Annotated in this window: 13 protein-coding genes and 3 rRNA genes; 6 read left to right on the plus strand and 10 right to left on the minus strand. The window is 65.9% G+C overall.

The features are described from left to right. Window positions 1–46: 46 nt before the first annotated feature. The 3 genes from AC06G6_RS18990 to AC06G6_RS19000 all read right to left on the minus strand — a co-directional run bounded on the left by AC06G6_RS18990 (window position 47) and on the right by AC06G6_RS19000 (window position 5,020). Window positions 47–2,674, minus strand: a complete 2,628-nt coding sequence (locus AC06G6_RS18990) for a trehalase-like domain-containing protein (protein ID WP_479824736.1) — start codon at window positions 2,672–2,674, stop codon at window positions 47–49. Between the two features lie 400 nt (window positions 2,675–3,074). Next, the gene (locus AC06G6_RS18995) at window positions 3,075–4,064 is read right to left on the minus strand and encodes an LLM class flavin-dependent oxidoreductase (RefSeq protein ID WP_479824738.1); all 990 of its coding nucleotides are present in this window, start codon (window positions 4,062–4,064) and stop codon (window positions 3,075–3,077) included. Window positions 4,065–4,201: 137 nt separating this feature from the next. Beyond that, entirely contained in the window at window positions 4,202–5,020 is an 819-nt protein-coding gene (locus tag AC06G6_RS19000) for a glycoside hydrolase family 25 domain-containing protein (protein WP_479824740.1), read from the minus strand. Window positions 5,021–5,115: 95 nt separating this feature from the next. Here AC06G6_RS19000 and AC06G6_RS19005 point away from each other — a divergent pair, with 95 nt between their 5' ends. The 4 genes from AC06G6_RS19005 (at window position 5,116) to AC06G6_RS19020 (ending at window position 9,559) form a co-directional block, all read left to right on the plus strand. Continuing rightward, on the plus strand, window positions 5,116–5,985 hold the full coding sequence (locus AC06G6_RS19005) for an aldo/keto reductase (RefSeq protein WP_479824742.1): 870 nt from the start codon (window positions 5,116–5,118) through the stop codon (window positions 5,983–5,985). Between the two features lie 51 nt (window positions 5,986–6,036). After that, window positions 6,037–6,738 (plus strand): type 1 glutamine amidotransferase domain-containing protein, encoded by a 702-nt coding sequence (locus tag AC06G6_RS19010; RefSeq protein ID WP_479824744.1) that lies wholly within the window; start codon window positions 6,037–6,039, stop codon window positions 6,736–6,738. 63 nt (window positions 6,739–6,801) lie between these two features. Next, a complete protein-coding gene (locus AC06G6_RS19015) occupies window positions 6,802–8,493 on the plus strand; it encodes a helicase HerA-like domain-containing protein (RefSeq protein ID WP_479824746.1) in 1,692 nt (563 codons plus the stop codon). 73 nt (window positions 8,494–8,566) lie between these two features. After that, on the plus strand, window positions 8,567–9,559 hold the full coding sequence (locus AC06G6_RS19020) for a hypothetical protein (protein ID WP_479824748.1): 993 nt from the start codon (window positions 8,567–8,569) through the stop codon (window positions 9,557–9,559). Between the two features lie 120 nt (window positions 9,560–9,679). Here AC06G6_RS19020 and AC06G6_RS19025 read toward each other — a convergent pair whose 3' ends face one another. From AC06G6_RS19025 to AC06G6_RS19055, 7 genes are all read right to left on the minus strand, one after another. Next, a complete protein-coding gene (locus AC06G6_RS19025) occupies window positions 9,680–10,504 on the minus strand; it encodes an endonuclease domain-containing protein (protein ID WP_479824750.1) in 825 nt (274 codons plus the stop codon). A 210-nt stretch (window positions 10,505–10,714) separates the two neighbouring features. Then, the gene (locus tag AC06G6_RS19030; protein ID WP_479824752.1) at window positions 10,715–12,676 is read right to left on the minus strand and encodes an NHL domain-containing thioredoxin family protein; all 1,962 of its coding nucleotides are present in this window, start codon (window positions 12,674–12,676) and stop codon (window positions 10,715–10,717) included. Beyond that, window positions 12,673–14,835: a bifunctional copper resistance protein CopD/cytochrome c oxidase assembly protein gene (locus AC06G6_RS19035; protein WP_479824754.1), complete on the minus strand. Its 2,163-nt coding sequence runs from the start codon at window positions 14,833–14,835 to the stop codon at window positions 12,673–12,675. The genes AC06G6_RS19030 and AC06G6_RS19035 overlap by 4 nt, the downstream gene beginning before the upstream one ends. 144 nt (window positions 14,836–14,979) lie before the next feature. Next, window positions 14,980–15,267, minus strand: a complete 288-nt coding sequence (locus tag AC06G6_RS19040) for an HU family DNA-binding protein (protein WP_024367639.1) — start codon at window positions 15,265–15,267, stop codon at window positions 14,980–14,982. Window positions 15,268–15,701: 434 nt separating this feature from the next. Further along, a 5S ribosomal RNA gene (gene rrf / locus AC06G6_RS19045) occupies window positions 15,702–15,818 on the minus strand. Between the two features lie 215 nt (window positions 15,819–16,033). Next, a 23S ribosomal RNA gene (locus tag AC06G6_RS19050) occupies window positions 16,034–19,169 on the minus strand. A gap of 541 nt (window positions 19,170–19,710) precedes the next feature. Beyond that, window positions 19,711–21,234, minus strand: a 16S ribosomal RNA gene (locus AC06G6_RS19055). The 16S, 23S and 5S rRNA genes sit together here, the layout of an rRNA operon. A 680-nt stretch (window positions 21,235–21,914) precedes the next feature. On the opposite strand from AC06G6_RS19055, the gene AC06G6_RS19060 reads away from it, so the two are divergent. Both AC06G6_RS19060 and AC06G6_RS19065 read left to right on the plus strand, forming a co-directional pair. Beyond that, the gene (locus AC06G6_RS19060) at window positions 21,915–22,625 is read left to right on the plus strand and encodes a P-type ATPase actuator domain-containing protein (protein WP_479824757.1); all 711 of its coding nucleotides are present in this window, start codon (window positions 21,915–21,917) and stop codon (window positions 22,623–22,625) included. After that, the gene (locus AC06G6_RS19065; protein WP_479824759.1) at window positions 22,529–23,257 is read left to right on the plus strand and encodes a hypothetical protein; all 729 of its coding nucleotides are present in this window, start codon (window positions 22,529–22,531) and stop codon (window positions 23,255–23,257) included. The genes AC06G6_RS19060 and AC06G6_RS19065 overlap by 97 nt, the downstream gene beginning before the upstream one ends. The last annotated feature ends 57 nt before the right edge of the window (window positions 23,258–23,314 follow it).

A 23,314-nucleotide genomic window follows, 5' to 3' on the forward strand; every position in this document is an offset into this window, starting at 1 on the left:
CGGAACGCCCGAACGGCGCGACGGCTCATTCAACCCCGGGAAGCGCCTAGTTCTTCGGCAGCGCGTCCAGTAGCCGCGCGCATCGGATGAAGCCCAGGTGCGAGTACGCCTGCGGGTGGTTCCCCAGATGCGTTTCGGTGCCCGGGTCGTATTCCTCCGGCAGCAGCCCGGTCGGCCCGAACAGGTTGACCAGCTGGTCGAACAGGTCCCACGCCTCCTCGATCCGCCCCACCGCCACGTAGGCCTCGATCAGCCACGTGGTGCAGATGTGGAAGCCGCCCTCCAGGCCCGGCAGGCCGTCGTCGTACCGGTAGCGGAACACGGTGGGCCCGACGCGCAGTTCCCGTTCCACCGCCGTGACGGTGTCCAGGAAGCGCTGGTCGGAGACGTCCAGGAGCCCGGACAGCCCGATATGCAGCACCGCGGCGTCCAGGTCCGGGCTGTCGTAGGCCACGGTGTAGGACGCCGCACTCTCATCCCAGCCCTCGCGCAGGACCTCCTCCCGGATGACCGCCGCCGTCGGCTCCCAGTCCGGAAGCGGCGTCCGGCCGTGCCGGGCGGCGGTGCGCAGCGCCCGGTCCAGCGCCACCCAGCACATCACCTTGGTGTAGATATGGTGCCGGGGTGCCCGCCGGGCTTCCCAGATCCCGTGGTCCGCCTCGTGCCAGCGGGCCAGGACGGCCGAGGCCATCTGGACCATCAGCTCCCAGTGCGCATCGTCCAGCGCCCCCTGCCGCGCGCTCAGGGCGTCGATCAGCTCGGCGATCGGCCCGAACACGTCCAGCTGCACCTGGTGGTCCGCGGCGTTGCCGATCCGGACCGGCCGGGAGCCCGCGTATCCGGGGAGGCTCTCGATGATGGCTTCGGTGGACAGCGGCGCCCCGGTGACGGAATACAGCGGGTGCAGCCACTCCGGTCCGGGGGCGTGGGCCAGGATCCGGCCCAGCCAGGCCAGGAACCCTTCCGCCTCCGACGTCGAGCCGAGGTCCACCAGGGCGTTAACCGTCATGGAGCCGTCCCGCAGCCAGCAGTACCGGTAGTCCCAGTTCCGGGTGCCGCCGATCCCCTCCGGCAGCGAGGTGGTCGGCGCCGCGAGCACCGCACCGGTGGGCTCGTGGACCAGGGCGCGGAGCACCAGGGCGGACCGGCGGACCAGGGAGGGTTTCACGGCGGGCAGCTGCAGCGCCTGCACCCAGCGCCGGGAATGATGTGCGACGGCGGCGCGGCGCGAGTTTTCCTCCGGCGGTTCCGCGCGCTGGAGTTCCGTGTCGCCGCAGCGCAGGTTCAGCACCACGGGGCCGTGCCGCAGTTCGACGTCGGCCGTCGCGGTGGCGTGACGGCCGTCCGAGGTGAGGGCGAAGCTGACGCCGGGGGCGAGCAGCATGATGGGGTCCGCGGTCCCCACCACGTGCAGCTCCTCGCCGCGCGCCTCCATGCTGAAGGGCGCGTTCGCGTAGTCCGGGCGAGGCGCAAAGACAATCCGCGCCGTTCCCGTGCCCGAGAGCACACGGACCAGGCTGGTCACGCCCTCCGGCGCCGGTTCCAGGTAGTCCGTGACGGTGACGTCGGCCCAGCGGGTTTCCACGATCATGGTGCTGTCCACGTACCGCTGGCCCAGGACCTGCGAGGCCTTCACCGGTTCCACCGAAAAGTGGCCGGCCGCGTCGCCGCCGAGGAGATGCGCAAAAAGGGACCCCGAGTCCGGCAGCGGGTGGCTCATCCAGCAGATCTTGGCGTCCGGGGTGATGAGCGCCGTGGAGGAGCCGTTGCCGATCATCGAGTGCTTCTCCAGGCCGACGGCGTCCTCCCCGAACAGCCAGGCCCGCCGCAGTTCAAAGAGGATGGCGAGCACCCGGGCGAAGGACTCCGGATCACGCAGCCGGTGCGCGGCCAGGGTGGGGCCCTCCCCCACCCGGAGGGCCATGTCCGGTCCGCGCAGGGTTGCCATCGCCAGCTCATCGCTGGCCGCGTCCCCCGCGTACAGGGCCGCGCTGGCGCCGAGCATGGAGCGCAGATGTTCCAGGGCGGTGGCCTTGGCCGGCTCCACCACGGACAGGTCCAGGACCGAGCCGTCCACGATGAAGGACAGCCCGTGCGCCCGGGCGATCGCCTCCGCCTGTTCGGTGGCCAGCGCCACGACCTCGGGGGCGGCCGGGCGGGTGTGCACGGACACGGCCACGGGCTTCCGCTCGATGGTGATGCCGCGGTAGGCGCCCACCGTTTCGGCGAGCGCCTGGCTGGCCTGCTGGAGCGCCGATTCGGTGGCCAGGGACAGACCGTGGGCGTAGCCCATGTCGAACTCGGCGCCGTGCGAGCCGACCAGATGGACCTCGGCCGGGAGCCGCGAGACGGCGGCCAGGTCGCGCAGGGAACGCCCCGAGATGACGGCCGCGTGGGTGTTCGGGAGGGCGGCCAGCGCCCGGAGGGCAATCGCGGCGCTGCCCAGCGGCAGGGTCTCGGTGGAGATGCCTTCGGCGGCGCACAGGGTCCCGCCGTAGTTGCAGGCCACGAGCAGACCTGGAGTGCGGGCCAGGATTTTGAGTTCGGCCAGCAGTTGCGGCGTCAGCCCGTCGTCGGCGGCGTTGGTCTGCACAAAGGCGCGGAGCAGGCCCAGCGGGAGGGATTTCGTCAGGAGGGCAGAGTCGGCCAGGGACTGGTTAAGAGGAGTGGGCATGTGCGGAGTCCTTCGAGTAGTCCCCAATGCCTGCGTGAGACCGTCCGTGAAGGACGTACTCCCAGTATCCTCCCGCCCCGATTTCCCGCGGGTGTCCCGGCGGTTGCAGCTGTGTAACATCCGCAACCGCCGGGAACCCCGGTGAAGGTGCCGTTTCCCGTCTAGCGGGCCACGAAGCTCACCGCCCCGGCACCGTCGTTGCGGGTCGTGCCGGGCGGGCCTTTGGCCGGCCGCGTCACGCAGGGCGGGTTATTGGCGCGGGAAATGCCGTACTGCCGCGCCGGTCCGCGGCAGGACGGCATCGAGCGGCGCTAAAGCCTGCCGTGCGTGACGGACCCCGCGGCCCGGCGGGACCGGCGGCGCACGGCCCGGAACCCGGGGTGCCGGGACCCGTGGATGCCTAGACCCGGACCAGCCCGGCGGCGTCGGCCAGCAGCTGCACGGAGCGCAGCCGGGCCTCGGTGCCGGTGCTCTGGTGCGCGACGATGAGCTCGTCGGCGTCGGCGTGGGCGGTGAACTCGTCCAGGTATTCCAGCACGGCGTCCGGGGTGCCCACGGCGGAGTACTTCATCATCTGGGCCACGTGCTGGCCCTGCGGCGAGTCCAGGATCATGTCCGCCTCGTCGTCGCTGAACTCGCGGCCGTTGCCGAAGAACAGCGAGACGCGGGCGCGTTTGGTGGCGTGGAACATCTGCTGCGCCTCGGCCGCGGAATCCGCCGCAATGACGTTGACGCCGGCGATCACGTGCGGGGCGTCCAGCTGCGCGGACGGCTGGAAGTCGCGCCGGTAGATCGCGACGGCGTCCTGCAGCGCGTTGGGCGCGAAGTGCGAGGCGAAGGCGTAGGGCAGGCCCAGCTGCGCGGCGAGCCGGGCACCGAAGAGCGAGGACCCCAGGATGTACAGCGGCACGTCGGTGCCCTTGCCGGGGGTGGCCTCCACGCCCTGAATGCGGGTGGGGCCGGTCAGGTAGCCCTGGAGCTCCAGCACGTCCTGCGGGAAGCTGTCCGAGGACATCGGGTCGCGGCGCAGGGCCCGCAGCGTGTTCTGGTCGCTGCCGGGCGCACGGCCCAGTCCCAGGTCGATCCGCCCCGGGTGCAGGGTCTCCAGCGTGCCGAACTGCTCGGCGATGGTCAGCGGCGAGTGGTTCGGCAGCATCACGCCGCCGGCGCCGAGGCGGATGCTCTCGGTCTGCGCGGCGATGTGGGCGATCAGCACACTCGTGGCCGAGGAGGCGATGGCGGACATGTTGTGGTGCTCGGCGTACCAGACCCGCCGGTAACCGAGCTTCTCGGCGAGCTGCGCCATGGCGACGCTTCCCGCGAGGCTCTCTGCCGCCGTCTGGCCCTTGCCGATGGTTGCCAGGTCAAGGATGGAAAGCGGAACAGTCACGGAAAAGCCGGCCTTTCGTAGCGGGGAAGTCTCAGGTGCCGCTCCGGATCCCGGCGCGGGCACACTGTCGACAACGACGCCGGGCCCCGGGATATTTCTGCCTCAGCTGTGGCGCTGCCCATGCAGCAGGCGGCGGCTCAGGGGCAGGAGTAGTTGTAGTCCAGCCCGGCGGAGACGTATTGCGTCAGGGCGACGCGGCTGCCGGGGGTGAGCGCCGGCAGCGAGCAGTTGGATTTGGCGCCGGTGAGCGACCGCGCCCCCGCCAGCCAGCTGGGCAGCCCTGCGAGCGGGCTGCTCGCCGAGACTGTGCCGGCAATCTGGTTCCACTGGTAGCCGGTGGAGTAGAGGCCGACTTCGGCGTGGATGCTGGTGAAGTAGGCGGTCATGCCCTCCAGGTCCGCGACGTTGGCGGCCTTGTCCGGCTGCCAGCTGTTTTCGGTCTCCACATCCAGCCACCACAGGTACTTCTCCGGGTCGTCGATCCCGCGGATTGTGGCGTCGTCGTAGGCCTTCGCGTAGCCGTACATGTAGGAGCAGGCCCGGAAGTCGTCCGCTCCGCTGCCGCCGCCGCGGCAGACACCGTACGGGTTCGCCACGTTAGCGCCGCCGTAGTGGTTGGAACTGGGCCACCACGAACCCTGCAGGCCGGGGTTCGCCGTGTTGACGTACAGTGCCACCCGGGGCTGGGCGGTGCGTGCCGGGGACGGGGCGGTGTTGGCCCAGGTGAGCTGGGTTGCCAGGCACGGGTTGGTGGTGTTGGCGAGGCCGTTGTTCACCCCGACGATGGCGAACGCCGGCTGTTTGGGGAGGGTCTTGCCGCACTGGGGCCAGGAAACGTCGATGCCGACCGGCTCGGTGTTCCGGGGCGGGGCCGCCGAGGCCGGCACTCCGCCCAGCAGGAGCAGGCCAAGCGTGATGGCGGCGGAAAGAACTTTTTTCAATGCCCGGGTAGCCATGCTCCAGCTTACTTCCGGCCCCAGCCGGGGCGGGGAAACCCGCCGCGCGGGTCGGAAGTTGGAATACTCAGCAGGCTGAAGGAGTTGCCGCCCCCATGAGCCATGACAATTCACAGCATCCGGAACTGTCCGCCACGATCGGCCTCAAGGACCTGGGCACCGTCCACCGCCTGGGGTTCGGCGCCATGCGCATTGTCGGGGACGGCGTCTGGGGCGAGCCGGCGGACCGCCAGGCCGCCATCGCCGTCGTCCGCCGCGCCGTTGAACTCGGCGTCGACTTCATTGACACCGCCGATTCCTACGGGCCGAACATCAGCGAGGAGATCCTGGCCGAGGCCCTGCACCCCTACCGGGACGGTCTGCGGATCGCCACCAAGGTCGGGTTCACGCGCACCGGCCCGCACGAATGGGTGCCGCTGGGCCGCGCCGAATACCTCCGGCAGCAGACCGAACTGAGCCTGCGCAAGCTCAAGGTCGACGCGCTCGACCTGCTGCAGCTGCACCGGATCGACCCCAAGGTGGATCCGGAGGAGCAGTTCACCGTGCTTCGCGACCTGCAGAAGGAGGGCAAGGTGAAGGCGCTGGGCCTGTCCCAGGTCAGCGTCGCCGAACTCGAGGAGGCTGGGAAGTACTTCACCGTCTCCACGGTGCAGAACCGCTACAACCTGACCGACCGCAGCTCCGAGGACGTGCTCACCTACGCCGAGGAGAACGGGATCGGCTTCATCCCCTGGGCACCGATCTCCGCCGGGGAACTGGCCCGGCCCGGCGGACCGCTGGATGCGGCCGCCCGGCGGCTCGGCGCCACCACGTCCCAGGTGGCCCTGGCCTGGCTGCTGCGCCGCTCCCCCGTCATGATGCCGATCCCCGGGACCGGCTCGATCCGGCACCTCGAAGAGAACCTGGCCGCTGCCGGCGTCGTGCTGGATGACGCCACGTACGCCGAACTCGAAGCCGCACGCTAACCCCCGCACTTATACCCGCCGGCCGCGTGGCCGGCAGAACAGGAGCCTGACATGGCTAACATTCTGATGGTCGTATCCGCCGCCGACTCCCTCACCATGCGTGACGGCAGCGAACACCCCACCGGCTACTGGGCCGAGGAACTGGTGGTATCGCACCAGACCCTCCGCAACGCCGGACATACCGTTCACATCGCCACACCCGGCGGAGCGAAGCCCACGGTCGACGGGGTGAGCCTGACGGCCGAGTCCGCCGGCGGCCAGGACCGCGCCGACAGCTTCCGCAGCTACCTCGCCGGGATCGACGCCGAGCTGTCCGCGCCGCTGGCGCTGGCCGACGTCGACCCCGCCGGCTACGACGCGGTCGTCCTGCCCGGCGGCCACGGCCCGATGGCGGACCTCTACCGGGACGCCGACCTCGGCAAACTCCTGACCGCGGCGAACACGGCCGGCAAGATCATCGCCCCGTTCTGCCACGGCCCGGCCGGTCTGCTGAGCGCCACGGACGACGCCGGGGCCTTCGCCTTCGCGGGACGCCGCCTCACCGTTTTCACCAACGAGGAGGAACTGGGCGGCGGCACCGGCCCCAACACGCCGTGGTTCGTGGAGGACGTGCTGAAGGACAAGGGCGCGGTCGTCGAGAACGCCGCCGCGTGGAGCTCCCACGTGGTGCGCGACGGCAACCTGATCAGCGGCCAGAACCCGCAGTCCAGCGAGGACGTGGCGCAGGAAGTCCTCAAGGCCCTCGCCGGGTAGCACCGCCGGAACACCACCCGCCGGAGCCGGGTCCGGATTGCCGGACCCGGCTAAGCTGTCCGCATGGCCATCAAATCCACCGCAGACAAAGTCGCCACCCTCCAGAAGGGGTACACCCTCGAGGGCCCCACCATTGAGCTGGGCGCCGCGATCATCGACGGCGAGGTCCACAAGGAAGCCCCCGTCCGGCTGCCGCTGTCCATGATGAACCGCCACGGGCTGGTAGCCGGGGCAACCGGCACGGGCAAGACCGTCACGCTGCACATGATGGCCGAGCAGCTCTCCGCCGCCGGGGTCCCGGTGTTCCTGGCGGATATCAAGGGCGACCTGTCCGGCCTGGCCACTGCCGCCACGGGCAGCGAAAAACTGATGGCCCGCACGGCCGGGATCGGCCAGCCCTGGTCCGGCAAGACGTTCCCGGTGGAGTTCCTGGCCCTGGGCGGCGACGGCAACGGCATCCCGGTCCGCGCCACGATCACGTCCTTCGGCCCCATCCTGCTCTCCCGCATCATGGAGCTCAACGACACGCAGGAATCGAGCCTGCAGCTGGTCTTCCACTTTGCGGACAAGAACAACCTCGAACTGATCGACCTGAAGGACCTGCGCGCCGTCATCCAGTTCCTCACCTCCGCCGAAGGCAAGGACGAGCTCGCGGAACTCGGCGGACTCTCGAAGTCGACCGCCGGAGTGATCCTCCGCGAACTCATCACGCTCGAGGCGCAGGGCATGGAGAAGTTCTTCGGCGAACCCGAGTTCGACACCGCGGAACTGATGCGCACCGCACCGGACGGACGCGGCGTCATCACCTGCCTGGAGCTGCCCACCCTGCAGACCAAGCCCATGCTGTTCTCCACCTTCCTGATGTGGCTGCTGGCCGACCTGTTCGAGGACCTGCCCGAGGCCGGGGACCTGGACAAGCCGAAGCTGGTGTTCTTCCTTGACGAGGCCCACCTGCTGTTCAATGACGCCTCGAAGGCGTTCCTGGACGCCATCACCACCACTGTGCGCCTGATCCGGTCCAAGGGCGTCGGCATTTTCTTCGTCACCCAGACCCCCAAGGATGTCCCCGCCGAGGTCCTGGGGCAGCTCGCCAACCGGGTACAGCACGCCCTCCGCGCCTACACGCCGGAGGATGCCAAGGCGCTCAAAGCCACCGTCTCCACGTTCCCGATGAGCGACTACGACCTCGAGGAAACCCTCACCTCGGCCGGGATCGGCGAGGCGGTCATCACCGTCATGAACGAGAAGGGCGCCCCGACGCCGGTGGCACTCACCCGCCTGCGCGCGCCGGAATCCGTTATGGGGCCCAGCGCCGACGCCCTGATCTCCAGCACGGTGGCCGGCTCGGCGCTGCTGCCCAAGTACGGCACCGCCGTCGACAACGTCTCCGCCTACGAGAGGATCTCCGGCAAGGCCGCGGCCGACGCCGCCGCGGCACCCACTGCCCCGGCCCCCGGCCGTGCCTCCGACGTCGACGCCGAGGCGCGCCGGATCGAGGAGGAAATCCTGGGCCGCCCCAGCAGCCGGCCGGCTGCGGCACCTGACCGTCAGGAGCCGGGCCGGGGGCCCCGGCAGTCACCCAGGCAGGCGCAGCGGCAGCCGGCGGACGACGGCGGCATGGCCGGAGACCTCGCCGGGGCCTTGGGCGGCGCCCTCGGCGGCGGGCTCAAGAGCATGGCCCGCTCGCTCGGGACCCAGCTCGGCCGCGAACTGCTGCGCGGCGTCTTCGGCACCGCCCCTAAGCGCCGCCGCTAGGCGGACCTTGTCACATCGAGCCCGCGTGACAAGGGGATTCCTGTGGGGTGCAGGTAACGTAAGGTGAGTGCAAATGAGTCAGGCGTTGGTCAGGATCGCAGCCGCATGGCTGCTGGTCCTGATGCTTGCCGTGGCCGGAGGCATCGTTGCGATCAACGTTGTGAACAACTCTCTTGCGAGCCCGCAGCAGCCTGTCCGTGAATATCTCGATGCCCTGCAGAAGGGCGAAGGCGAGAAAGCCCTTGGCCTGCTGAGCGCTTCCGTTCCGCAGAGCAACGCCGCCATGCTGGACGGCACGGCGCTGCAGACCGCCACCGCACGGATCAGCGGCATCAGGTACGGCGACGCCGAGGACCGCGGCAACAACCAGGTGATGGTGCCGATCGAGTACACGATTGACGGAAGCGCGCTGAGGACCGAGTTCCTGCTGGAGAGGTCCGGGACGGAGTGGCTGTTCTTCCACAAATGGGCCCTGGTTCCAGCCGCCCTTCCGGTCCTGGACGTGACTGTGGTCAACGCCAGCGAGGCCACCCTCAACGGCGTCCCGGTGAACATGCCCAACGGCCGCAACACCTTCGCCGTCTTCTACCCGGGCGAGTACGAGGCCTCCCTGGCCGGTCAGTACTTCTCCGCCGCGCCCACCAAGGCCACGGTGTCAGGCCGGGACGTCCCCGTGGCACCGCTGAACCTGATGACGGAAGCCACCGACGGGCTGAAGGACGCGGTGGGCGGCAAGGTCAACGAGTTCCTGGACACCTGCGCCGACACCGCCGACAAGCAGCAGCAGCTCCAGCCGGACTGCCCGTTCTACCACACCACCAACAACCGGGTCATTGACGGCACCATCGACTGGAGCATCACCGAGTACCCCGCCATCAGCATCGAACCCTTCGGCGGACGCTGGGTGGTGGCGCCCCTGAACGGCAAAGCACGCATCGAGGCCCAGCAGGTGGACCTGTTCACCGGTGCCGTGACGTACCTCAACACGGTCCACGATTTCAGCTTCACCGCCCGCCTGGACATCGACGCCGACACCGTCAAGGTCACCCCGCTCCTGAGCTACTAGGGCCCCGCGGCGGCGGCGGCGTCACGCCGGACAGCTTCTTGACTCCACCGGCCCCACCGCACCCCGCCGTTCCGCGGAAACCGTTGCTCCCAGCTGCCAAGAACCTGCCTGCCGTGACGCCTACACCGGCCCGGGCGTCCGGCCGAGGACTGCCAGGACCTCGGCCAGCATCAGCGCGGGGTGGTGCACAACGTCGTCGTAGTAGTACCGGAGCGCGGAGTCGCCCTGAACCACGGACACGTTGTTGCGCTGCTGGTCCTTCTTGACCTGGACCCGCTCACCGTGGTGGCGCCCATCCAGCTCGACAATCAGGGTGCCCTCCAGCAGGAGGTCCACGGAGCCGACGCCGTCGATGTGGACCTGAGTTTCCACCCTGATGCCGGCCTGGCGGAAATACGTCCTGGCGAGGGTCTCCAGCAGGGATTCGGCTCCGCGGTCCACCCAGTCAAGGACCTGTCGGGCGCGGCCGTTTCGCTTCCCGGGGAGTCGGTCCTGCAGGAACCCGACTGTCATATCGCCCCGGCCGACGGCGCACTCCACCATGACCAGGGCTTCAGCGAACGGCAGGCATCTCAGCGCGTGGATGAGCACGTCACCGAGCGCAGCAACCGGCCGGTAGGGGTGCGGCTCGAGGAGCAGTCCGTAGTGCCCGACTTGCCCCTCGAAGGCTGAACCGCGGCTGTGATGCACATGGAGCGGACCGGCGGAGTTCACGTGCCAGAGCCCGTAGAAGGGCGCCGCGCTGCTGCAGGTGAGGAGCTGCCGGTGCCGCAGCAGCGCCACCTGGTCCGGAGCCGCCGTCGGGAGCGCGTAGAGACCCCGGACCGGCTGCAGGACGCCGGCCCTCACCGCCCGCCGCAGTGCCGCGTCGTCGATTCCCAAGCGGGTCATCGCAGGCCGCCGGGCCGCTCCCCCGCAGATCGCCAAGGCCCTGAAGACATCCATGGGGCAATCGTTTCCCCCGCCACGCGGTGCCGGGAGTCCGTGGACCCGCTATGTGGACATCTTCGCGTCACGCGGCGCAGCGGTTTGCGGCCGCCAGCACCGTGACGCGCCGGGACTCCGCGGATCCGGGGCCCGGTTAAACCCAAAAGGCTGCTGTCCGTGACGCCGGGTCACGGACAGCAGCCCAAAGCCGGGGCGCTCAGGCGGATGTCAGTCCATGCCGCGCAGGTCCAGCACCAGCTCGGTGTCGCCGTCGGCCTGCAGCAGCACGGGGATGCCCCAGTCCTGCTGGTACAGGTGGCAGGCGGCGTGGTCGGGGATCTCGCCGTCCGCGTCCTCCGGGCCGTCGCAGGCAGCGGCGCGGGCGGTGATGTGCAGCACGCCGTCCGGCACGTCGGCGGAAAGTTCCAGGGTGCGGGACAGCCCCACCGAGGTTCCGCCGCCGGCCAGCAGCAGTTCCGGCGGGGTGGAGGAGATCTTCAGCTGGGTCGGGTCGCCCCAGCGGTCGTCCAGTTTCTGGCCCGTGGGCGCAGTGAAGCGGACCGCCAGCTCCAGCAGCCCGGGGGCCACGGGGGTCTTGGGCCGGTGGGTCTGGGCCGCGCCCTCGTCCACCTGCTGCGCTTCCTTGGGGATCGGCACGTAGACGAGCTGGTGCTTGTTGGCCTCGACCACCACCAGCAGCGGCTCGGCGCCGGCGACCTGGGTGTGGTCCACGATTACGTCGGAGGGCTCGGACAGCCCGCGCGCCAGGGTGGAAACCGTTCCCGAGGCGGGATCGTAGCGGCGGACGGCACCGTTATAGGTGTCCGCGATCGCCACCGAGCCGTCCGGCAGCACGGTGACGCCCAGCGGGTGCTGCAGCCGGGCGTCGGAGGCCTTCCCGTCGCGGAAGCCGAAGTCGAACAGGCCCTTGCCGACGGCGGACTCAACGGTGATGGCGCCGCCGTCGCCGATCACGAGCTTGCGCAGTGCCGAGGTTTCGGAGTCCGCCACCCAGATGTTGCCGTCGGCGTCCTCGGCGAGGCCGGAGGACTGGGCGAACCAGGCTTCCTCGGCCGGGCCGTCCAGGAGGCCCTCGAGGCCGTTGCCGGCGATGATGGACACGGCGCCGGAGCGCGGGTCGAAGCTGAAGATCTGGTGCACGCCGGCCATGGCGACGACGACGGCACGCAGTTTGGTGGACCAGACCACGTCCCAGGGCGAGCTGAGGGAGACCTGCAGTGGATCCGGTTCCAGCCGGGCGCCGTAGGCGGCGCCTTCCTCGTCCACCCGGGCCGGTCCCGTCTCGAGGAGCCGCTGGACGCCGTTGCCGGCCAGGGTGCTGACGGTTCCGTGCGCGAGGGACAGCCCGCGCAGGCGGTGGTTCACGGAGTCGGCAATCACGACGTCGTAGCCGGTCTCGGCGGCGACGTCCTCCGGGAGCAGGACCAGGCCCTGGGGTTCGTTGAAGCGGGCCGTGGCGGCGTTGCCGTCGGCGTGGCCCTTCTCGCCGGAACCGTAGGTGGCGAGCACGGTCTGGAAGTCGGTGGAGAGCTCCACGAGGCGGTGGTGCCCGGTGTCGGTGACCAGCCAGGAACCCGCCGCTGAAGCGCTTCCAACGCCGCGGCCGTCGGGGAGGAACAGGGCCTTTCCGGGGAACCGCAGGGTGCCCGACGTCGGCTCCGGCGCCACATACGGCCCGTCGCCGCGGTGCAGCGTTCCCTTCGCCTCGTGTTCGGCGATCAGCTCCGGGATGAGCACGGCGAGGCCGTCGGCGTGGCCCTCGCCGGAGAGGTGAGCCACGATGTAGCCCTCGGGGTCGATGACCACCAGCGTGGGCCAGGCCCGTGCCGTGTAGGCCTTCCAGGTGTCCAGCTCAGGATCATCCAGGACCGGGTGGCGGATCTCGTAGCGTTCGACGGCGGCGGCCAGGGCCACCGGATCAGCCTCGTGCTCGAACTTCGGCGAGTGCACACCGACCGTCACCAGGACGTCGGAGTACTGCTGCTCGAGCGGGCGGAGTTCGTCCAGCACGTGCAGGCAGTTGATGCAGCAGAACGTCCAGAAGTCGAGCAGCACGATCTTGCCGCGCAGGGATTCCAGGTCCAATGATTTCCCGCCGGTGTTGAGCCAGTTGCGGCCCACCAGCTCGGAGGCCCGGACCCGGAGGTGGGTGCGTACGGTTTCGGTCATGAGCGTCCTTCCAGCTTTGAGTTGCGTTCGGCCAGCCGGGCATCGCGCTCGGCCAGCTTGGCAAACATATCGTTGTAAGCAGTGAGATCGGCGTCGTTATTCCTGTCCGCCGCCCGGTCCGTGCGCTTGGACTCGCGCGCATCGGAACGGGACCACTGGACGGCGACGCCAATCGCCACCAGCAGCGTGGGCACTTCGCCGATGCCCCAGGCCACGGCGCCGCCCATCTGCTGGTCCAGCAGGGCCGACGGGCCCCAGGTCCGGCCGAGGTTGCCGAAGTAGTCCGCGGCCAGCAGCCCGGTGCCGCCCATGATCGCGACCCCGAAGAAGGCGTGGAAGCCCATGGTGGCCAGCAGGAGCATCAGCCGCATGGGGTACGGCGCACGCCGGGGCAGCGGGTCGGTGCCGATCATGGTGAGCACGAAGATGTAGCCGGTGAGGGCGAAGTGCAGGTTCATCAGCTCGTGGCCGATGTGGTCCCGCATCGCGTACCCGAACGCGTCCGAATAGTAGAACAGCACGATGGAACCGGCGAAGTTGGCGGCGGCGAACAGCGGGTGCGTCACCAGCTGGGAGAATTTCGAGTGGATGCCGATCAGCAGCCATTCGCGCGGGCCGCGGGAGCTGTCGCGGCGGGCCGTGAGCGCGCGCAGGGCCAGCGTCACGGGGGCGCCCAGGACCAGGAAAATGGGGGCCACCATGGTCAGTGCCATGTGGTCCACCATGTGCGCCGAGAACAGCACCCGGCCGTAGACCGCCGGAGGGCCGGAGGTCACATACGTGAGTACCCCGAGCCCGATCACCCAGTTGAGGGTCCGGAACCAGGACCAGGAGTCCCCGCGCCGGAGCACCTTCCGCAGGCCGAGGATGTAGGCCACCAGGCCAAAGACCGCGACGGCGACCCAGAGCCAGTCGGGGCGCCATTCGGTCAGCCAGCGTTCCGGGGTGAGTTCCGGCGGCAGTTCGTAGCCCGAGACGATGAAGGCCGGTGAGGCGTTCGGCGCCAGGGCCTCGCCCTGCGGCGGCGCCGAGCGGCCGAGCGCGACGGCGATACCCGACGTCGCCCCCATGATCAGCAGTTCCGCCACGACGAGCTGCCAGAGCACGCGGCGGGCGGACAGCCCCCCGCCCTGGCTGCCCAGCTGGGGGATGACCCAGCTCCGGTGCATCAGGCCGATGCCGCCGAGGACGAGCGTCGCAGCTGCTTTGGCCAGGATCAGCTGCCCGTAGGCCGAGCCGAAGAGGTCGTTCCAGGACGTGAGGCGGATGCTGGAGTTGATCACGCCGGAGGCGAAGACGAGGACGAAGGCGAAGCCGGCCAGGGCGGAGAAGCGCCGGAACGTCGGCTCGGTGATATCGGGGCGGCTGCCGGACTTCGAGCCGGCCGCGGTGCCTGCCAGCGTGCCGGAGAGCAGGGCCAGCGTGATGATGCCGCCGACCCAGGCCGATACCCCGACCAGGTGCAGGCCGAGCGAGTTGATGGCGCCTTCGTGGTCAGCGGAGCTGGCGGAGTGTCCGATCAGCGCTGACGGGACGAGTCCGATGAGGGACAGCACCAGGGTTGCCGCCAGGGCCCCCCGGGAGCGGACCCCAAAGAGGGCCGTGGTGACCACGGCGGCGATGACAACGACGGCCAGCCAAGCCCGGCCGGTCTCGATGTCGGTCATGAAATAGACCAGGGAGCGGGTGAATTCCGGATCCCCGGAAATCCCCTGGCCGGCGATGTCCGAGTAGCTGAGCACCAGCACGGCAATCGCCGACAGCGTCCAGGCGGCCCCGGCGGCGGCGGCGATCGCCAGCGTCCGGGTGAAGGCCGGATGTTCCGGGGCGTCGTCGTCCTTGGACCGGGAGCCGGCATGGGAGCGGGGCAGGATTCCGACGGCGAAGAGCAAACTGCCGATCACGGTGGCCAGCGCCATGTTGTGCACGGCTTTGCTGACCGGCAGGCCCCAGCGGACCAGGGCACCCGGGTCGGAGACCTCGCGGGCGGCCGCGGCGCCGGAGAACACCAGCGCGGCAACTAGTCCCAGGAACAGCGCGGCAAGTCCGCCGACCAGCCAGGCCCGGGAGATTTCGCCGGAACCCGCAACGGCGCCCCGCCCTCCCCCGGACGGGGTGGGAGCGGCGGTGGTGGCACGGGGATTTGCTGCGGAAGGCACAGTTCCATTGTCCGCTACGCCCCGCCTGCCCGCCGAATCGAGAGCTGCCCGCCATCTGCCCGGGCACACCCGCCCGGCTGTCGGTTAACGAAAAAGGAGCGGCGACCCAGGGGGTCGCCGCTCCTTTCAAGCGTTCAGAGAAGACTACTTCTTCTTGGAGACCGCAGCCTTCAGCTTCGAGCCGGCGGTCAGCTTGACGCTGTGGCCCGCGGCGATCTGGATGGTCTCGCCCGTCTGCGGGTTGCGGCCGGTGCGAGCTGCACGGTCGGTGCGCTCAACGGCGAGCCAGCCCGGGATGGTGATCTTTTCGCCGGCGGCGACAGAGGTCTCGAAGACCTCGAACAGTGCATCCAGCACGGAGTTGACGGCTGCCTGGCTGGTGCCGGCCTTGCCTGCTACCTCTGCAACAAGTTCACTACGGTTCTTAGCCATTTATGTCCTCCTGGACTGTCATGATTTCTGGAGCCTGCACACGGCATGCGCACAAGCCACTGTCCGAAAACTTACCAGCTTGCCGCCGCCGAGGTGGCAAATTCCGCGTGTTTTCGGCCTTTTTCGGGGAAAAACCCGGGAATCGACGCCTTTCGGGGCCATATTTCGCCAACAGCGGACGCTCCCTCAGCTGGGGCAGGGCCCGCCCTGATGCTCCCGCAGATCCTGCGTGACCGGGGGCAACGCTCCCGGATCCCCTTGGGAGCCCGACGACGGCGGCCTCCCGCCGCTGCGGGGCCCCGAAGGCGCCCGCTGACCAGGCTGAGCTCTGCGACGCCGGGGAAGACGGGTGCGGAGTCTGCCCGACCTGTTTTGGCTGTTAAATGCGGGAGAGCCCCAACCGTGTGGTTGGGGCTCTCGACCGTTTAATGATGTTCCGGCGGTGACCTACTCTCCCACACCCTCCCGGGTGCAGTACCATCGGCGCTGTGGGTCTTAGCTTCCGGGTTCGGAATGGGACCGGGCGTTTCCCCCACGCTATGACCGCCGTAACCCTTGCTCCCGTTCCCGTCACGGCCCCTGGGGGGTGTGGCGGGTGGGAAATCTGTGGTGTTACAACTGTGGTGTTGTTTATTTGGTTGTGGTTTTGTTCCTCAAGCAACGGGTTTGTTGTTTGGGAACCACATAGTGGACGCAAGCAGTCTTGTTATCTTTGTACTCTCTTCATGGTGTGAACGTCTTTTGAATCCGTTCACGAAGGGAGTGTGTGGTGTAAGTTATCGGCCTATTAGTACCGGTCAGCTTCACGAGTCGTTAGTCCTCGCTTCCACATCCGGCCTATCAACCCAGTGGTCTGGCTGGGGGCCTCTCACACACAAGGTGTATGGAAATCTCATCTCGAAGCGAGCTTCCCGCTTAGATGCTTTCAGCGGTTATCCCATCCGAACGTAGCTAATCAGCGGTGCACTTGGCAGTACAACTGACACACCAGAGGTTCGTCCGTCCCGGTCCTCTCGTACTAAGGACAGCCCTTCTCAAATTTCCTGCGCGCGCAGCGGATAGGGACCGAACTGTCTCACGACGTTCTAAACCCAGCTCGCGTACCGCTTTAATGGGCGAACAGCCCAACCCTTGGGACCTACTCCAGCCCCAGGATGCGACGAGCCGACATCGAGGTGCCAAACCATGCCGTCGATATGGACTCTTGGGCAAGATCAGCCTGTTATCCCCGAGGTACCTTTTATCCGTTGAGCGACGGCCATTCCACAATGTACCGCCGGATCACTAGTCCCGACTTTCGTCCCTGCTCGAGATGTCTCTCTCACAGTCAAGCTCCCTTGTGCACTTACACTCGACACCTGATTGCCAACCAGGCTGAGGGAACCTTTGGGCGCCTCCGTTACTTTTTAGGAGGCAACCGCCCCAGTTAAACTACCCATCAGGCACTGTCCCTGACCCGGATTACGGGCCGAAGTTAGATGTCCAAAGTGACCAGAGTGGTATTTCAACGATGACTCCACCCGAACTGGCGTCCGGGCTTCAACGTCTCCCACCTATCCTACACAAGCCACTCCGAACACCAATACCAAACTATAGTAAAGGTCTCGGGGTCTTTCCGTCCTGCTGCGCGTAACGAGCATCTTTACTCGTACTGCAATTTCGCCGAGTTTATGGTTGAGACAGCGGGGAAGTCGTTACTCCATTCGTGCAGGTCGGAACTTACCCGACAAGGAATTTCGCTACCTTAGGATGGTTATAGTTACCACCGCCGTTTACTGGGGCTTGAATTCTCAGCTTCGCCTTGCGGCTAACCGGTCCTCTTAACCTTCCAGCACCGGGCAGGAGTCAGTCCGTATACATCGTCTTGCGACTTCGCACGGACCTGTGTTTTTAGTAAACAGTCGCTTCCCCCTGGTCTCTGCGGCCCCTGCACGCTCCGGACAGCTAGTGTCCATCACGATGGGGGCCCCCCTTCTCCCGAAGTTACGGGGGCATTTTGCCGAGTTCCTTAACCATAATTCTCTCGATCGCCTTAGTATTCTCTACCTGATCACCTGTGTCGGTTTGGGGTACGGGCGGCTAAAACCTCGCGTCGATGCTTTTCTAGGCAGCATAGGATCACCGAATCCCCCCTTACGGGAGTCCCATCGGGTCTCAGGCATCATGAACGGCGGATTTGCCTACCGTTCGCCCTACATCCTTAGACCGGGACAACCATCGCCCGGCTCGGCTACCTTCCTGCGTCACACCTGTTAATACGCTTGCCTCCCAGGATCAGGTCCCGCGCTCCACCAAAACCCGGGTCGCCACAAGGGCGGCCGGGCAGGTTTCGGGCGGTTAGTATCCCCTGTTCAGCATGGGCGGTTTTTCGCCGGTACGGGAATATCAACCCGTTGTCCATCGACTACGCCTGTCGGCCTCGCCTTAGGTCCCGACTTACCCAGGGCAGATTAGCTTGACCCTGGAACCCTTGATCATTCGGCGGACGGGTTTCTCACCCGTCTTTCGCTACTCATGCCTGCATTCTCACTCGTGTAGGCTCCACCGCTGGTTTACACCGCGACTTCACTGCCCACACGACGCTCCCCTACCACTCCAGACGCCTGAACCAACCCACAAGGGGCGGCTTAGCTAATATCTGAAATCCACAACTTCGGCGGTGTACTTGAGCCCCGCTACATTGTCGGCGCGGAATCACTTGACCAGTGAGCTATTACGCACTCTTTTAAGGATGGCTGCTTCTAAGCCAACCTCCTGGTTGTCTTCGCAACTCCACATCCTTTCCCACTTAGCACACGCTTAGGGGCCTTAGTTGGTGGTCTGGGCTGTTTCCCTCTCGACTATGAAGCTTATCCCCCACAGTCTCACTGCTGCGCTCTCACTTACCGGCATTCGGAGTTTGGCTGACGTCAGTAACCTTGTAGGGCCCATTAGCCATCCAGTAGCTCTACCTCCGGTAAGAAACACGCAACGCTGCACCTAAATGCATTTCGGGGAGAACCAGCTATCACGAAGTTTGATTGGCCTTTCACCCCTACCCACAGCTCATCCCCTCCATTTTCAACTGAAGTGGGTTCGGTCCTCCACGACGTCTTACCGTCGCTTCAACCTGGCCATGGGTAGATCACTTCGCTTCGGGTCTAGATCACGCCACTGCAACGCCCTATTCAGACTCGCTTTCGCTACGGCTTCCCCACACGGGTTAACCTCGCGACGTAACACTAACTCGCAGGCTCATTCTTCAAAAGGCACGCCGTCACCAGAATCAGACTGGCTCCGACGGATTGTAAGCACACGGTTTCAGGTACTGTTTCACTCCCCTCCCGGGGTACTTTTCACCTTTCCCTCACGGTACTGGTCCGCTATCGGTCATTAGGGAGTATTTAGGCTTATCAGGTGGTCCTGACAGATTCACACGGGATTTCTCGGGCCCCGTGCTACTTGGGATACTCCCCGGGCGGTACACAACATTTCGGTTACGGGGCTCACACCCTCTCTGGCCGGCCTTTCAAGACCGTTCACCTATGCCTGTACTACACACCCCACTGTCCCGGCAGAGACAGAATGGGAAGTCCCACAACCCCGACCATGCAACGCCCGCCGGCTATCACACATGGAACGGTTTAGCCTGATCCGCGTTCGCTCGCCACTACTGACGGAATCACTATTGTTTTCTCTTCCTGCGGGTACTGAGATGTTTCACTTCCCCGCGTTCCCTCCACGCACCCTATGTGTTCAGATGCGGGTCACCAGGCAGCTCGCGCCCCTGGCGGGGTTTCCCCATTCGGACACCCTGGGATCACAGTCCGGTTATCGACTCCCCCAGGCTTATCGCAGATTCCTACGTCCTTCTTCGGCTCCTAATGCCAAGGCATCCACCGTGTGCTCTTAAAAACTTGACCACAAAAGATCAATAAAACGCTATTCTTTCGAGAGAACCACAGAAACCATCACCCCACCCCTAAGGATGAGACAACAGATCCAGGTTCATATATCTTGGAAATTGCTTCTTATAAAAGATGCTCGCGTCCACTATGTAGTTCTCAAACAACAACCCCGTACCACACACCCCACACACGCATTCGTGTGTGCTCGGTGCAGCCAGGAAACCAGAAACACAAGTCCCACACCACGCCGCCCCCGCGCCGGACTCCCCCGTAAGGGAACCCGCGCAGAGCTGCGTGCCGTGGTCCTGTTGCCTCAGGACCCAACAGTGTGCCAAACACTAAACCGCCCGTTACCCTCCCAGGCACCGTTCCAGGACCACCACCCCAAAGGGGCGTGTATCCGTACTGGGTGCCGGGGAAAAACCGGCGGCCGCTATTTGCTGATATTCCACCCGTGAGCACCCGCCGCAGAACTAGCGTCTGCGCAACGGGCGTACTCCTGACAACCCCTCCACACCCGCATACACGGGGCAAGATGATTGTAGGTGCTCCTTAGAAAGGAGGTGATCCAGCCGCACCTTCCGGTACGGCTACCTTGTTACGACTTAGTCCCAATCGCCAGTCCCACCTTCGACAGCTCCCTCCCACAAGGGGTTAGGCCACCGGCTTCGGGTGTTACCAACTTTCGTGACTTGACGGGCGGTGTGTACAAGGCCCGGGAACGTATTCACCGCAGCGTTGCTGATCTGCGATTACTAGCGACTCCGACTTCATGGGGTCGAGTTGCAGACCCCAATCCGAACTGAGACCGGCTTTTTGGGATTAGCTCCACCTCACAGTATCGCAACCCTTTGTACCGGCCATTGTAGCATGCGTGAAGCCCAAGACATAAGGGGCATGATGATTTGACGTCGTCCCCACCTTCCTCCGAGTTGACCCCGGCAGTCTCCTATGAGTCCCCGCCATAACGCGCTGGCAACATAGAACGAGGGTTGCGCTCGTTGCGGGACTTAACCCAACATCTCACGACACGAGCTGACGACAACCATGCACCACCTGTAAACCGACCGCAAGCGGGGCACCTGTTTCCAGGTGTTTCCGGTTCATGTCAAGCCTTGGTAAGGTTCTTCGCGTTGCATCGAATTAATCCGCATGCTCCGCCGCTTGTGCGGGCCCCCGTCAATTCCTTTGAGTTTTAGCCTTGCGGCCGTACTCCCCAGGCGGGGCACTTAATGCGTTAGCTACGGCGCGGAAAACGTGGAATGTCCCCCACACCTAGTGCCCAACGTTTACGGCATGGACTACCAGGGTATCTAATCCTGTTCGCTCCCCATGCTTTCGCTCCTCAGCGTCAGTTAATGCCCAGAGACCTGCCTTCGCCATCGGTGTTCCTCCTGATATCTGCGCATTTCACCGCTACACCAGGAATTCCAGTCTCCCCTACATCACTCTAGTCTGCCCGTACCCACCGCAGATCCGGAGTTGAGCCCCGGACTTTCACGGCAGACGCGACAAACCGCCTACGAGCTCTTTACGCCCAATAATTCCGGATAACGCTTGCGCCCTACGTATTACCGCGGCTGCTGGCACGTAGTTAGCCGGCGCTTCTTCTGCAGGTACCGTCACTTTCGCTTCTTCCCTACTGAAAGAGGTTTACAACCCGAAGGCCGTCATCCCTCACGCGGCGTCGCTGCATCAGGCTTTCGCCCATTGTGCAATATTCCCCACTGCTGCCTCCCGTAGGAGTCTGGGCCGTGTCTCAGTCCCAGTGTGGCCGGTCACCCTCTCAGGCCGGCTACCCGTCGTCGCCTTGGTGAGCCATTACCTCACCAACAAGCTGATAGGCCGCGAGTCCATCCAAAACCACAATAAAGCTTTCCACCCCCCACCATGCGATGAGGAGTCATATCCGGTATTAGACCCAGTTTCCCAGGCTTATCCCAGAGTTAAGGGCAGGTTACTCACGTGTTACTCACCCGTTCGCCACTAATCCCCCAGCAAGCTGGGATCATCGTTCGACTTGCATGTGTTAAGCACGCCGCCAGCGTTCATCCTGAGCCAGGATCAAACTCTCCGTTGAAGTAAAACAGACACACCATGCGCCCCCGGGAAAACGGGATGCACACAATGCACAAAATTTGAAACCAGCTGTAAAAACCAGACCACACCACGGGGTGGCAGGCCTGGTCAATTCAACCAATTCAATACAATAAATTGGTATCAACAAACTTGGCACACTATTGAGTTCTCAAACAACAGACACACCCGGCACCACCACAACCTCAGCCGTGGATCGCTCCGGAGCAACTTCCCAAACTTACCCGAACCAGCGGAACTTTGCAAACCAGCGTTTCACCGATCCACAACTCCACCAACCCGGATCCCCACCCATACTCGGCACGCAAAACTGCGAACCATTTCCAGGCTGTTTATCAGGGGGTCGGTCGCAATCTTTCCGCATCAGCGGCGGCGACTCGAACTACTTTACACACCCCACCGACCACACACAAATCCACCCCCACACCACCCCCCACACCCCAAAAACCCCGCCACCACACCGAAACCAACCCCACCCGGACCACCCCGCACCCCCTCAGCCCAAGAAACACTGCCTGTGGGGTGCATCACCTGCATTCGGGGCTCCTTCCCGTTTTACGATCAGGAGGTGATGGCCGAACGCCGGCGCCACAGGCCAGACTTGCTCCATCGGTGTCCGGACCGGCCGCCGCCGGCCTGTCCGGGGGCGAAGTCTCCTCCCGGATGAGGCATGGCTTTGCCAACCGTGTAACGGACGCGACGAACCGCAGCCTCTGGGAGATCGTGCGCACGAATGTGCTGACCCTGTTCAACGCGATAGTGGGCACGAGCTTCGTCGTCCTGCTACTGCTGGGCAGTTGGCAGGACGCCCTGTTTGGGCTGGCAACTGTAGGCAACGCCGTCATTGGCGTTGTGCAGGAGTACCGCGCCAAGCGGTCCCTGGACCGCCTCGCGGTCCTCGAGGCCCCGCGGGCCCGGGTCCTGCGTGACGGGACTCTGCGGGAGATCCCGACCGCCGACGTCGTGCTTGACGATGTCCTGGTGCTCCGGGCCGGCGACCAGGTCACGGCCGATGCCTCGGTCCTGAAGAGCCGCCGCGGGCTGGAGGCCGATGAATCCCTCCTGACCAGGGAATCGGACCCCGTGGATACGGATGCGGGGACCGAAGTCCTCTCCGGCTCGGTCATTGTTGCCGGCCGGGGCACGGCACGGGTGATCCGGGTGGGAGCTGACTCCTTCTCCAGCAGGATCGCCGCGGACGCGAAGCGGTTCTCGCTGGTCAACTCTGAGATCCGGAACAGGCTCAACCGGATCCTCGGCTGCCTTACCTGGGCGCTATGCCGGTTGCCCTCATCGTTGCCAACGGCGAAATGCAGTCCAGGGGCGGCTGGGAGCAGGCCATCGCCAACGGCGCCTGGCCTGCCGCGCTCGTAGGGGTGATTGCGAGCGTCATCGCCCTGATTCCGCTGGGCCTGGTCTTGCTCTCGAGCGTGGCTTTTGCCGTCGGCGCGGTCCGGCCTGCCGGGAACAAGGTCCTCGTCCAGGAGCTGGCAGCGGTCGAGGGCCTGGCCCGCGTCGACGTCCTTTGCCTCGACAAGACCGGAACGCTCACCGAAGGAGGAATCATCTTCGACGGTGTGCACGAACTGTCCGAGCCCGCGGAACCGGGTTGGTCGCACGCCTTAGGCTGGTTCGCTGCGGATCCGGAGGCAACCGCGACCTCGCGCTGCCTTGAAAGGCCTTTTGAGCACGACGGCGGCAGCCTGGCGGTCTCATCCGTTCCGTTCTCTTCCGCCCGGAAGTGGAGTTCCGTGACGTTCGACGGCGGAACGCCGGGCTCAGGAACATGGATCCTCGGCGCCCCGGAAGTCGTGCTGGCGGACCGGTCCGGCAGTGCAGACGCGGCGCTGGCGGCAGACGCCGCCCTCGGCAGGTCCGGCCGGTTCGCCGAATCCGGCCTGCGGACTGTGGTGCTGGCCCATGCCGCCGGCACAACCACCACGGCCGAGTCGGCCACCCTGCCGGCGGTTGTGGAACCCGTCATTGTGCTTACGTTTCGGGAATAGATCCGCCCCGATGCGCGACAGACGCTGGACTACTTCCGCCACGAGGGCGTTGAGCTG

Source organism: Arthrobacter sp. CJL-S3 (assembly GCF_056711635.1).

Coding starts and splice junctions, on each gene's coding strand:
- AC06G6_RS19010 (WP_479824744.1), top strand. CDS start 6,037: ATGGCTAACATTCTGATGGTCGTATCCGCCGCCGACTCCCTCACCATG.
- AC06G6_RS19030 (WP_479824752.1), bottom strand. CDS start 12,676: ATGACCGAAACCGTACGCACCCACCTCCGGGTCCGGGCCTCCGAGCTG.
- AC06G6_RS19005 (WP_479824742.1), top strand. CDS start 5,116: ATGAGCCATGACAATTCACAGCATCCGGAACTGTCCGCCACGATCGGC.
- AC06G6_RS19025 (WP_479824750.1), bottom strand. CDS start 10,504: ATGGATGTCTTCAGGGCCTTGGCGATCTGCGGGGGAGCGGCCCGGCGG.
- AC06G6_RS19015 (WP_479824746.1), top strand. CDS start 6,802: ATGGCCATCAAATCCACCGCAGACAAAGTCGCCACCCTCCAGAAGGGG.
- AC06G6_RS18990 (WP_479824736.1), bottom strand. CDS start 2,674: ATGCCCACTCCTCTTAACCAGTCCCTGGCCGACTCTGCCCTCCTGACG.
- AC06G6_RS19020 (WP_479824748.1), top strand. CDS start 8,567: ATGAGTCAGGCGTTGGTCAGGATCGCAGCCGCATGGCTGCTGGTCCTG.
- AC06G6_RS19065 (WP_479824759.1), top strand. CDS start 22,529: ATGCCGGTTGCCCTCATCGTTGCCAACGGCGAAATGCAGTCCAGGGGC.
- AC06G6_RS19060 (WP_479824757.1), top strand. CDS start 21,915: ATGAGGCATGGCTTTGCCAACCGTGTAACGGACGCGACGAACCGCAGC.
- AC06G6_RS19000 (WP_479824740.1), bottom strand. CDS start 5,020: ATGGCTACCCGGGCATTGAAAAAAGTTCTTTCCGCCGCCATCACGCTT.
- AC06G6_RS19040 (WP_024367639.1), bottom strand. CDS start 15,267: ATGGCTAAGAACCGTAGTGAACTTGTTGCAGAGGTAGCAGGCAAGGCC.